Consider the following 10,455-nt stretch of genomic DNA (forward strand, 5'->3'; position numbering starts at 1 on the left):
GGGCCGAGGTGGCGGAGCCGAGGGCCGGGAGGGCCGGCCCGCCGGGGCGGGCGGGCCGCGGTGAGGAGCGGGTCAGCGGAGGCCGGTGCGGCGGCGGAGGGCGGCCTGGATCAGCCGGTCCACCAGCTCGGGGTAGGACACCCCGGTCTCCTCCCACATGCGCGGGTACATGGAGATGGGCGTGAACCCCGGCATCGTGTTGATCTCGTTGATCACGAACTCCCCCTCGTCGGTGAGGAAGAAGTCGGCCCGCACCAGGCCCTCGCACGACGCCGCGTCGAACGCCTCGACCGCCAGCCGCTGGATCTCGGCCGTCTCCTCGGGCGTGAGCGGCGCCGGCACGACGCCGGCCGCGGAGTCGATGTACTTGGCCTCGAAGTCGTAGAAGGAGTGGCTCTGCGCGGGCGGGATCTCCGCGGGGACGCTGGCCCGGGGCCCGTCCTCGAACTCCAGGACGCCGCACTCGATCTCGCGCCCCACCACCGCCGCCTCGACGATGATCTTCGGGTCGTGGAACTGGGCCTCGGCGATCGCCTCGTCCAGCCCGGACAGGTCGTCGACCTTGGTGATGCCGATGGACGAGCCCGCCCGCGCCGGCTTCACGAACAGCGGCCAGCCGTGGTCGCCCGCGAGATCCACGATCTTCCTGCGGGCCGCGGCCTGGTCCTGCTCCCACTCGCGCGGGCGGATCACCACGTAGGGGCCGACCTTCAGGCCGAAGGAGGTGAAGACCCGCTTCATGTACTCCTTGTCCTGGCCGACGGCGGAGGCGAGGACGCCCGCGCCGACGTACGGGATGCCGGAGAGTTCGAGCAGACCCTGCAGCGTGCCGTCCTCCCCGTAGGGGCCGTGCAGGACGGGGAAGACCACGTCGACCTCGCCCAGGGTCTTGGAGACCGACCCGGGCTCGCTGTAGACGACCTCGCGGCTGGAGGGGTCGACGGGGAGCACCACGCCGCCCTCGGTCGACTCGGCGAGCTCGTCCACGCCCGGCAGGGTGCGTTCGGCGATCGCCATGCGGTCCGGCTCGTCGGCGGTCAGGGCCCAGCGCCCCTCCCGGGTGATGCCGATCGGCAGGACGTCGTACTTCGTCCGGTCGATCGCGCGCAGCACGGCGCCGGCGGTCACCACGGAGATGCCGTGCTCGGAGCTGCGGCCGCCGAAGACGACGGCGACGCGCGGCTTGCGCTGCGGTTCCTCGGCGGTCCGCTCAGGGCTCTGGGGGAGGTTCTGGGTGCTCATAACGGATTGAGCGTACCCGCTGCTCTCGCACACGTCGGCGAACGCGCTCGGGCACACGGTCGATTCGCCCGGTCTGCCCCGCGCCGGGCGGCCGCGGGGCCGGGACAGGGCTACGGCACGCGGGGACGGCGAGGGTCCGGCCGCGCACCGCGTGCCGGCCGGACCCTCGCGGACGACCGGGTCAGCGCCGTTCCGGCTTGGGGTCGCGCCCCATCAGTTCCTTGAGCGCGACCGCCGGCGGCTTCCCCTCGTGGACGATCTCCACGACCATCTCGGTGATCGGCATGTCCACCCCGTGCCGGTGGGCGAGGTCGCGCACCGACTCGCAGGACTTGACGCCCTCGGCCGTCTGCCGGGTGACGGCGATGGTCTCCTCCAGCGTCATCCCCTTGCCGAGGTTGGTGCCGAAGGTGTGGTTGCGCGACAGCGGCGAGGAGCAGGTGGCGACCAGGTCGCCGAGGCCGGCCAGGCCGGCGAAGGTCAGCGGGTCGGCGCCCATGGCGAGCCCGAGCCGGGTGGTCTCGGCGAGACCCCGGGTGATCAGTGAGCCCTTGGCGTTGTCGCCCAGGCCCATGCCGTCGGCGATGCCGACCGCGAGGCCGATGACGTTCTTGACCGCGCCGCCCAGTTCGCAGCCCACCACGTCGGTGTTGGTGTAGGGGCGGAAGTAGGGGGTGTGGCAGGCGGCCTGCAGGCGGCGGGCGACCGGCTCCTCGGCGCAGGCCACCACCGCGGTGGTGGGCAGCCGGGAGGCCACCTCGCGGGCCAGGTTGGGTCCGGTGACGACGGCGACGCGCTCGGGGCCGACCTTCGCGACCTCGGCGACCACCTCGCTCATCCGCATCGCGGAGCCCAGCTCGACGCCCTTCATCAGCGAGACCAGCACCGTGTCGGGGGCGAGCAGCGGCGTCCAGGCGGCCAGGTTGCCGCGCAGGGTCTGGGACGGGACCGACAGGACGGTGAAGTCCGCGTCGCGGGCGGCCTCGGCGGGGTCGGCGGTGGCCGAGATCCCGGCGGGAAGTTCGACGCCGGGCAGGTAGTCGGCGTTCACCCGGGTGGAGTTGATCGCCTCGGCCACCTCGGGTCGGCGCGCCCAGAGGGTCACCTCGCAGCCGGCGTCGGCGAGCACGACGGCGAAGGCGGTGCCCCAGGAGCCGGCGCCGAAGACGGCGGCCCGGACGGGTTCGCCCGGGCGGGCCCCGCTGCCGAGGGGGTCGTTCGCGGCGGGGTCGGTCACTTGCCGTTCCCCTCCCCCGCCGTGGCGGCGGACCCGGTCGTCCGCTCGGCGGCCCGGGCGGCGGCATGGCGGCGCTGCTCGAGACGGACCTCGCGGGGGTCGTAGCGGTGGGCGGGCGCCTTCTCGCCGCGGAGCTGCTCCAGCTCGCGGGTGATGGCGTCCATGATCGCCTCGGTGCACTCCTTGAGGAGCTCCGGCGTCATCTCCCGGTCGTGGAAGCGGGAGAGGTCGACCGGCGGGCCGGCCACCACGCGGGCGGTCTTGCGCGGGAAGAGACTGGGCTTCTTGCTGTACGGCGGCAGCAGTTCGTTGGCGCCCCACTGGGCGACCGGGATCACCGGGCACTTGGTGCTCAGGGCGACCCGGGCGGCGCCCGTCTTGCCGGTCATCGGCCAGACGTCGGGATCACGGGTGAGGGTGCCCTCGGGGTAGAAGGCCACGCACTCGCCGCGGTTCACCGCGTCGATCGCGGCGCGGAAGGCGCTGAGCGCGTCGGTGGACTCGCGGTAGACGGGGATCTGGCCGGTGCCGCGCATCATGGTGCCGACGAACCCCTTCTTGAACAGCCCGCTCTTGGCGAGGAAGCGGGGCAGGCGGCCGGTGTTGTACTGGTAGTGCGCGTACACGAGCGGGTCCACGTGCGAAATGTGGTTCACGACCGTGATGAAGCCGCCCTCGGCCGGAATGTTCTCCATTCCTCGCCAGTCCCGCTTCAGCAGAAGCACCAGCGGCGGTTTTGCGATGACCGCTGCGAAGCGGTACCAGAAGCCGATTCTGCGGCGAGGCACGCGCACACCTTCCTCTTGGGCCCGTCCGGCCCCACGGGGCCAGGGCCTGGTTCTTCGGTTCGTCGGTCGTGAGTCGCACAAGTGTGGCCCCGGCCCGACCGTCTGTCGAGAACACCGTACGCCCCGTCCGGCGACGGCCGTCGTCCTGTCGCCGGACCCGCGGGGGGACAATGTGGGCGACAAGAGAGGTACGAACGCGCGTGCACTGGACCCTGGTCATCCCCCTGAAGCCCCTCACGCGGGCCAAGAGCAGGCTGTCGGACGCCGCCCCGGACGTCCTGCGGCCGGGGCTCGCGCTGGCGTTCGCGCAGGACACGGTGGCCGCGGCGCTGGCCTGCGGCGCGGTGCGGGATGTGGCAGTAGTCACGGACGACCCGCTGGCCGCGCGCGAACTGGGCGGGCTGGGGGCACGGGTCGTACCGGAGGCCACGGCGGGCGCCGGACTGAACGCCGCGCTGGCCCACGGCGCCTCGGTGGTCCGCCGTCAGCGGCCCGGGGCGGGGGTCGCGGCGCTGAACGCCGATCTCCCGGCGCTGCGGCCGGTGGAATTGGCCCGCGTCCTGGTCGCGGCGGCGGAATTCCCGCGCGCCTTTCTGGCGGACGCGGCGAGAATCGGGACGACTTTGCTGACGGCGTCGTCCGGCGTCGAATTGCGCCCGGAATTCGGACCGGATTCCCGGGCCCGGCACTCCGCATCGGGCGCCGCCGAGCTGCTGGTGCCGGACGTGGAGTCGGTCCGCCAGGACGTGGACACCGGCGCCGACCTGCGCGCCGCCCTGGCCCTGGGGGTGGGACCGCGCACGGCGGCCGCGGCCGCGCGCCTCCTGCCGGCCGGGCCCTGAGCGCGAGCGGAGCCGTCGCACCTCGCGGGAGCGGGAACGCCTCGCGGGAACGCCTCGTGGGAGGCCGGGCGGGAGCGCCTCGCGGGAACGCCGGGCGTGATCCCGCCCCGCCGGTACGCTGACCGCATGCAGGCCACCGCTTACACCTTCGACCCGGACACCCGCACCGGTCAGGTGCTCCTCGACGACGGCACGCCGGTCCCCTTCGACGCCGCCGCCTTCGACGCGGGCGGCCTCCTGCTGCTGCGTTCCGGGCAGCGGGTCCGCCTGGAGGTCGGCGACAGGCCGGCGGCGGACGGCACGCCGCACATCACCCTGATCACGCTGCAGACCTTCTGAGGCCCGCGGGCCCCGGGCCCGCACGCCCCGGCCGGGGCCGTACGGCCCGCAGCGCGCCGCGGGCCGGAACTCCAGGAGGAGTTCCGGCCCGGCGCGCGAGCTGCCCCAGGGGCGCGTGGCGGTCCTACTTGCCGCCGCGCGAGGTCGTCTTCTTCGCGGTGGTCTTGCGCGCCGTGGACTTCTTGGCGGGCGCCTTCTTCGCGGTGGCCTTCTTCGCCGGGGCCGAGGTGCTCTTCTTGGCGGCGGCGGACGTCTTCTTGGCCGTCGCGGTGGTCTTCGCCGGGGTGGTCTTCTTGGTGGCGGCGGCGGAGGTCTTCTTCGCCGTCGCCGACGTGCTCTTCTTCGCCGCGGCGGTGGTCTTCTTGGCGGCGGCCGTGGTCTTCCTCGCGGCCGTCGTCTTGGCGGCGGAGGCCTTCTTGGCGGCGGTGGTCTTCTTGGCCGCGGCCTTCTTCACGGTGGCGGAGGCGCCACCGGTGAGGCTGCCCTTGGGGGCCTTCTTCACCGCGACGTCGTTCTTCGGAAGCTTCTTGGAGCCGCTGACCAGGTCCTTGAAGCCCTGACCTGCGCGGAAGCGCGGCACGGAGGTCTTCTTCACCCGCACCCGCTCCCCCGTCTGGGGATTGCGGGCGTAGCGCGCCGGACGGTCGACCTTCTCGAAGGAACCGAACCCGGTGACCGAGACCCGGTCCCCGGCGACGACCGCGCGGACGATGGCGTCCAGGACCGCGTCCACCGCGTCGGCGGCCTGCTGACGGCCACCGACCTTGTCGGCAATCGCTTCTACGAGCTGCGCCTTGTTCACGTCTTCCCCTTCGGAGACATTGCCAGAACGTATCCGTTCAAGCGTTTTCGCACGTTAGGCAGATATATACCGCAAATCAAACACGAAACGGGCTAATCACCCTTGTGCCGCAACGGACTCGACCGCCCCGGAGTGCTCAGAGACCCTCGGCGGGGAATCGCCCCTGCGCGAGATCGTCCGTGAACCGCTCCAGCCGCTTCGTCGCGTCACCGAGATCGTGTTTGGCAGCCGCTGTGATGACCAGCAGCTTCCGGGTCAGCGCCACCCGTACGCCCTCCGGGACTTGCAGTGCGCGCACTCTTGTGTGCGCTTCCTTGAGTCGGTCCGCGACTGCCGCATAGAGCGCGAGTTGGCCGTCGTGTTCCATGCACAGATTGTGCCATCTAGGGCGAGTTGTCGCCTGCGCAGGGTGCAACTGCTCCCTCGACAGGCCCGTCGACGACACCGTCCGAAAGCGGCGCCAGAGCTCGGGTACCCGCACAACACCGCAGCTAAAACACGGAGTTGGGAACGAATCGGACACCGTCAACCTGGCTCCGCCGACCGGCGCGCAGGTACCCCCGTTCGTGGCGGCGGGGCGTCGCGGGGCCTTCGCGCGGTGGCCGAAAAAGGCCCCCGGATCCGACCGGTCAGGTCGGTTCCGGGGGCCTCGACGGCTCGGGCGCTGTGCCCGGGAGTCGCTCAGGCGGTGCTCACGCGACGCGCGTCCTGGGCTTGTGGGCGGGCCGTTCGGCTTCGTAGGCGGAGATGTCCGCCTCGTTGCTCAGGGTGATGGAGATGTCGTCGAGGCCGTTCAGCAGCCTCCAGCGGGAGTTCTCGTCCAGCTCGAAGGACGCGGTGACGCCCTCGGCGCGCACCTCGCGGGCCTCGAGGTCGACGGTGATCTCGGCGGTCGGGTCCTTCTCCACCAGCTCCCACAGCGCGTCCACCACGGACTGCTCCAGCACCACCGTGAGCAGGCCGTTCTTCAGCGAGTTGCCGCGGAAGATGTCGGCGAACCGCGAGGAGATCACGGTCTTGAAGCCGTAGTTCTGCAGCGCCCAGACGGCGTGCTCACGCGAGGAGCCGGTGCCGAAGTCGGGGCCGGCCACCAGGACGGTGGCGCCCTCGCGCTCGGGGCGGTTGAGGACGAACTCCGGGTCCTTGCGCCAGGCCTCGAAGAGCCCGTCCTCGAACCCGTCCCGGGTCACCTTCTTGAGCCAGTGCGCGGGGATGATCTGGTCGGTGTCGACGTTGCTGCGGCGCAGCGGGACGGCCCGGCCGGTGTGAACGGTGAAAGCTTCCATGTCTCGGTTCCTCGGTTCCTCGGTGCCGGATCGCTCAGACGCCGGCGGGGGCGGGCGCGTCGGACAGGTCGGCCGGGGAGGCGAGCCGGCCCAGGACGGCGGTGGCGGCGGCCACCGGCGGCGAGACCAGGTGGGTGCGCCCGCCCTTGCCCTGACGCCCCTCGAAGTTGCGGTTGGACGTGGACGCGGAGCGCTCGCCGGGGGCGAGCTGGTCCGGGTTCATGCCCAGGCACATCGAGCAGCCCGCGTGACGCCACTCGGCGCCGGCCTCCTTGAAGACCACGTCGAGGCCCTCGGAGACGGCCTGCAGGCCCACCCGCGCCGAGCCGGGGACGACCAGCATCCGCACGCCGTCGGCGACCTTGCGGCCCTTGATGATCTCGGCGACCGAACGCAGGTCCTCGATGCGGCCGTTGGTGCAGGAACCGACGAAGACGGTGTCGACCGCGACCTCGCGCAGCGGGGTGCCGGCCTCCAGGCCCATGTACTCCAGGGCCTTCTCGGCGGCGAAGCGCTCGGAGGGGTCCGCGAAGGAGGCGGGGTCCGGGACCGTCGCCGAAAGCGGCGCGCCCTGGCCGGGGTTGGTGCCCCAGGTGACGAACGGGGCCAGCCCGGCCGCGTCGATGACGACCTCGGCGTCGAACACCGCGTCGTCGTCGGTGCGCAGGGTCCGCCAGTACTCCACCGCGGCGTCCCAGTCGGCGCCCTCGGGGGCGTGCGGGCGGCCCTTGAGGTAGGCGAAGGTCGTCTCGTCGGGGGCGATCATGCCCGCCCGGGCGCCGGCCTCGATCGACATGTTGCAGATGGTCATCCGCGCCTCCATCGAGAGCTTCTCGATGGCGCTGCCGCGGTACTCCAGGATGTAGCCCTGGCCGCCGCCGGTGCCGATCTTGGTGATCACGGCGAGGATGAGGTCCTTGGCGGTGACGCCGTCGGGCAGCTCGCCGTCCACCGTGATCGCCATCGTCCTCGGACGGGCCAGGGGCAGCGTCTGGGTGGCCAGCACGTGCTCGACCTGCGAGGTGCCGATGCCGAACGCCAGCGCGCCGAAGGCGCCGTGGGTGGAGGTGTGCGAGTCGCCGCAGACCACCGTGGTGCCGGGCTGGGTGAGGCCGAGCTGCGGTCCCACCACGTGGACGACGCCCTGCTCGACGTCGCCCAGCGAGTGCAGCCGGACGCCGAACTCGGCGCAGTTCTTGCGCAGGGTCTCCAGCTGGGCGCGGGAGACCGGGTCGGCGATCGGCTTGTCGATGTCGATCGTCGGGGTGTTGTGGTCCTCGGTGGCGATGGTGAGGTCGAGGCGGCGCACGGTGCGGCCGCTCTTGCGGAGGCCGTCGAAGGCCTGGGGGCTGGTCACCTCGTGGAGCAGGTGCAGATCGATGTAGAGGAGGTCGGGCTCGCCCTCGGCGCGCCGGACGACATGGTCGTCCCAGACCTTCTCCGCCAGTGTCCTACCCATCGCTTTCCCTTCGGCGGGGACCACGTCGGCCCCGCACTTCGTGAGACTCAGGTGGCGGCCGACCGAAGCAGCGACCACGACGCCATGCGTCCAGAGTGGCGGCTCCCACGCGAAAGTGAACTTGCGTTTCACAGAGTGAGACGCGAGTATCGTTGCATGGACAACAGCAGCGGCGTCGGCGTTCTGGACAAGGCGGCCCTTGTGCTGAGCGCTCTCGAGTCCGGTCCGGCCACCCTCGCGGGTCTGGTCGCGGCGACCGGACTGGCAAGGCCTACGGCACATCGACTGGCCGTGGCCCTGGAGCATCACCGCATGGTGGCGCGCGACATGCAGGGCCGTTTCATTCTCGGGCCGCGCCTGGCCGAGCTGGCCGCGGCGGCCGGCGAGGACCGGCTCCTGGCCACCGCCGGCCCGGTGCTCACGCACCTGCGCGACGTCACCGGCGAGAGCGCCCAGCTCTATCGCCGGCAGGGCGACATGCGGATCTGCGTCGCCGCCGCCGAGCGTCTGTCCGGACTGCGGGACACCGTGCCCGTGGGGTCGACGCTGACCATGAAGGCCGGTTCGTCGGCGCAGATCCTGATGGCCTGGGAGGAGCCCGAGCGGCTCCACCGGGGCCTGCAGGGCGCCCGGTTCACCGCGACCGCGCTCTCCGGCGTGCGGCGCCGCGGCTGGGCCCAGTCCATCGGCGAGCGCGAGCCGGGCGTGGCCTCGGTCTCCGCCCCGGTGCGCGGCCCGTCGAACCGGGTGGTGGCGGCGGTGTCCGTCTCCGGCCCGATCGAGCGCCTCACCCGGCATCCCGGCCGGATGCACGCGCAGGCCGTCATAGACGCGGCCTCACGGCTCTCCGAGGCGCTGCGGCGCTCCAGTTGACACCCGCCGGCCCGTGCCCGCCTCCGCGCGGGCACGGGCCGTCCTCGACACCCAGCTCACCCGGCACCACACACGAAGACCCGCCCTCGCACACGAAGAAGGGTCCCGTTCATCGAACGGGACCCTTCCCTTATCTGTACCCCCGACCGGATTCGAACCGGCGCTACCGCCTTGAGAGGGCGGCGTGCTAGGCCGCTACACAACGGGGGCGAGGATCATGCGTTTCCGCAGATCCGAGCTGGTCTACCTGGACTCGAACCAAGACTAACTGAACCAGAATCAGTCGTGCTGCCAATTACACCATAGACCAATGCGTGGTTAGACCAGCTTGTACCCCCGACCGGATTCGAACCGGCGCTACCGCCTTGAGAGGGCGGCGTGCTAGGCCGCTACACAACGGGGGCCTCTTGTCGGTTCTCCGAGGAGAACCAGTACCCCCGACCGGATTCGAACCGGCGCTACCGCCTTGAGAGGGCGGCGTGCTAGGCCGCTACACAACGGGGGCTTTGCAGATGAGCTCTGCGAGCTGGCCTACCTGGACTCGAACCAAGACTAACTGAACCAGAATCAGTCGTGCTGCCAATTACACCATAGGCCACTGGAACGCAAGCCCCCCGAGCGGGAGGTCCTTGTTCTAGTTGTGCGCTTCCGGTTCCGGGCTCCTGGCCCGTTCCCCTCGGCGCAGGAAGAACATTACCCGAAGGTTGACCGTGCTCCAAAACGGGATTCCGCGCCCGGCACCCCCAGCACCCCGGGCAGCTCCGCCAGCGAGCGGATGCGGCGCCAGGTGCGCTCCCCCTCCTCCTCGGGCGGCTCCTCCCCGTGGCGGTCGATCCAGACGGAGAGCAGGCCGGCCTCGGCCGCGCCCCGGCCGTCGATCTCCGGGTGGTCGCCCACGTAGGCGACCTGCCCCGGCGGCAGTCCGAGGGCGTCGCAGGCCGCGTGGAAGGCGCCGGCCTCCGGCTTGGAGACGCCCAGCTCGGCCGCGCAGAGCACGGCCTCGAAGCGGTCGAGCACGCCCAGCGTCCCCAGCTTGCGCTCCTGCACCAGGAAGCTCGAGTTGGAGAGCACCGCGTGGCGGTGGCTGGGGACCAGGGCCTCCAGGGCCGGCAGGAAGTCCGGGAAGAGCGCCCAGGACGCCTCGTAGTGGGCGAAGTACCGCTCGAACCAGGCGTCGGCCGCCGCGTCGTCCAGGTCGTCCTGGCCCGTGAAGGTCCGCACCCTGTCGCGCCGGTGCTCCTCGAAGGTGACCTCGCGGGCGGCGAAGCGCCCCCAGTGGAGCTCGGTCACCTCGCGCCAGCGGGCGAGGGCGTGGTCCGGGCCGTCGAACCCGGCCAGCAGGCCCTCGGCGGCGAGGTGGGCGGCGATGCCCTCCCGGTCCGCCGTGCGGTAGTCGAAGAGGGTGTCGTCCACGTCCCACAGGACGGCCCTGACGTTCATGGTTCGACGGTACGCCCGGCGAGCGGCCCCTGTCCCCGGTTCGGCCCGGCCGGCCCGTCGGGCGGGAGCCAGGCGACGTGCCCTCCGCCCAGCTCGGCGGGCCGCCAGCCGCCCGCGAACCCGGGCGGGCGGCGGCCGTCCACGGTG

General features: G+C 72.0%; 11 protein-coding genes and 5 tRNA genes. 3 read left to right on the forward strand and 13 right to left on the reverse strand.

What is annotated here, in order from left to right; all coding sequences use genetic code 11:
- Nucleotides 1-72 precede the first annotated feature (72 nt).
- The 3 genes from ACOV8S_RS13460 to ACOV8S_RS13470 all read right to left on the reverse strand — a co-directional run bounded on the left by ACOV8S_RS13460 (nt 73) and on the right by ACOV8S_RS13470 (nt 3,267).
- A complete protein-coding gene (locus ACOV8S_RS13460; RefSeq protein ID WP_448318061.1) occupies nt 73-1,242 on the reverse strand; it encodes a D-alanine--D-alanine ligase family protein in 1,170 nt (389 codons plus the stop codon).
- A 181-nt stretch (nt 1,243-1,423) separates the two neighbouring features.
- On the reverse strand, nt 1,424-2,479 hold the full coding sequence (locus tag ACOV8S_RS13465; protein WP_448318062.1) for an NAD(P)H-dependent glycerol-3-phosphate dehydrogenase: 1,056 nt from the start codon (nt 2,477-2,479) through the stop codon (nt 1,424-1,426).
- The gene (locus ACOV8S_RS13470; RefSeq protein WP_448318063.1) at nt 2,476-3,267 is read right to left on the reverse strand and encodes a lysophospholipid acyltransferase family protein; all 792 of its coding nucleotides are present in this window, start codon (nt 3,265-3,267) and stop codon (nt 2,476-2,478) included. The genes ACOV8S_RS13465 and ACOV8S_RS13470 overlap by 4 nt, the downstream gene beginning before the upstream one ends.
- A 200-nt stretch (nt 3,268-3,467) precedes the next feature.
- On the opposite strand from ACOV8S_RS13470, the gene cofC reads away from it, so the two are divergent.
- Both cofC and ACOV8S_RS13480 read left to right on the forward strand, forming a co-directional pair.
- Nucleotides 3,468-4,109, forward strand: coding sequence for a 2-phospho-L-lactate guanylyltransferase (gene cofC / locus ACOV8S_RS13475; protein ID WP_448318064.1), 642 nt, complete (start codon nt 3,468-3,470; stop codon nt 4,107-4,109).
- 126 nt (nt 4,110-4,235) lie between these two features.
- Nucleotides 4,236-4,448, forward strand: coding sequence for a hypothetical protein (locus ACOV8S_RS13480; protein ID WP_351112026.1), 213 nt, complete (start codon nt 4,236-4,238; stop codon nt 4,446-4,448).
- A gap of 124 nt (nt 4,449-4,572) precedes the next feature.
- Here the strand turns inward: ACOV8S_RS13480 and ACOV8S_RS13485 are convergent, their stop codons facing one another.
- The 4 genes from ACOV8S_RS13485 to leuC form a co-directional block, all read right to left on the reverse strand.
- Nucleotides 4,573-5,250 (reverse strand): HU family DNA-binding protein, encoded by a 678-nt coding sequence (locus tag ACOV8S_RS13485; RefSeq protein ID WP_448318066.1) that lies wholly within the window; start codon nt 5,248-5,250, stop codon nt 4,573-4,575.
- A gap of 136 nt (nt 5,251-5,386) precedes the next feature.
- Complete coding sequence (locus ACOV8S_RS13490) at nt 5,387-5,617, reverse strand: SCO5555 family protein (protein ID WP_448318067.1); 231 nt, start codon at nt 5,615-5,617, stop codon at nt 5,387-5,389.
- Between the two features lie 325 nt (nt 5,618-5,942).
- Entirely contained in the window at nt 5,943-6,536 is a 594-nt protein-coding gene (gene leuD / locus ACOV8S_RS13495) for a 3-isopropylmalate dehydratase small subunit (RefSeq protein ID WP_448318068.1), read from the reverse strand.
- A gap of 34 nt (nt 6,537-6,570) precedes the next feature.
- Nucleotides 6,571-7,995, reverse strand: a complete 1,425-nt coding sequence (gene leuC / locus ACOV8S_RS13500; RefSeq protein ID WP_448318070.1) for a 3-isopropylmalate dehydratase large subunit — start codon at nt 7,993-7,995, stop codon at nt 6,571-6,573.
- 156 nt (nt 7,996-8,151) lie between these two features.
- On the opposite strand from leuC, the gene ndgR reads away from it, so the two are divergent.
- The gene (gene ndgR, locus ACOV8S_RS13505) at nt 8,152-8,868 is read left to right on the forward strand and encodes an IclR family transcriptional regulator NdgR (protein ID WP_108954235.1); all 717 of its coding nucleotides are present in this window, start codon (nt 8,152-8,154) and stop codon (nt 8,866-8,868) included.
- 137 nt (nt 8,869-9,005) lie between these two features.
- Here ndgR and ACOV8S_RS13510 read toward each other — a convergent pair.
- The 6 genes from ACOV8S_RS13510 to ACOV8S_RS13535 all read right to left on the reverse strand — a co-directional run bounded on the left by ACOV8S_RS13510 (nt 9,006) and on the right by ACOV8S_RS13535 (nt 10,308).
- A tRNA-Glu gene (locus ACOV8S_RS13510) sits at nt 9,006-9,078 on the reverse strand.
- Between the two features lie 28 nt (nt 9,079-9,106).
- A tRNA-Gln gene (locus ACOV8S_RS13515) sits at nt 9,107-9,178 on the reverse strand.
- A gap of 21 nt (nt 9,179-9,199) precedes the next feature.
- A tRNA-Glu gene (locus ACOV8S_RS13520) sits at nt 9,200-9,272 on the reverse strand.
- 28 nt (nt 9,273-9,300) lie between these two features.
- A tRNA-Glu gene (locus tag ACOV8S_RS13525) sits at nt 9,301-9,373 on the reverse strand.
- 21 nt (nt 9,374-9,394) lie between these two features.
- Nucleotides 9,395-9,466: transfer RNA gene (locus ACOV8S_RS13530), tRNA-Gln, on the reverse strand.
- Between the two features lie 95 nt (nt 9,467-9,561).
- Nucleotides 9,562-10,308 carry an HAD family hydrolase gene (locus ACOV8S_RS13535; protein WP_448318071.1) on the reverse strand — a complete coding sequence of 249 codons (747 nt, stop codon included), beginning with the start codon at nt 10,306-10,308 and terminating at the stop codon, nt 9,562-9,564.
- Nucleotides 10,309-10,455 lie beyond the last annotated feature (147 nt).

It is taken from the genome of Streptomyces sp. CO7 (assembly GCF_053474865.1).

Excerpts from the sequence above, each read along its gene's own strand:
- leuD (WP_448318068.1), bottom strand. The coding sequence starts at position 6,536 with ATGGAAGCTTTCACCGTTCACACCGGCCGGGCCGTCCCGCTGCGCCGC.
- ACOV8S_RS13535 (WP_448318071.1), bottom strand. The coding sequence starts at position 10,308 with ATGAACGTCAGGGCCGTCCTGTGGGACGTGGACGACACCCTCTTCGAC.
- ACOV8S_RS13490 (WP_448318067.1), bottom strand. The coding sequence starts at position 5,617 with ATGGAACACGACGGCCAACTCGCGCTCTATGCGGCAGTCGCGGACCGA.
- ACOV8S_RS13460 (WP_448318061.1), bottom strand. The coding sequence starts at position 1,242 with ATGAGCACCCAGAACCTCCCCCAGAGCCCTGAGCGGACCGCCGAGGAA.
- ACOV8S_RS13480 (WP_351112026.1), top strand. The coding sequence starts at position 4,236 with ATGCAGGCCACCGCTTACACCTTCGACCCGGACACCCGCACCGGTCAG.
- ndgR (WP_108954235.1), top strand. The coding sequence starts at position 8,152 with ATGGACAACAGCAGCGGCGTCGGCGTTCTGGACAAGGCGGCCCTTGTG.
- leuC (WP_448318070.1), bottom strand. The coding sequence starts at position 7,995 with ATGGGTAGGACACTGGCGGAGAAGGTCTGGGACGACCATGTCGTCCGG.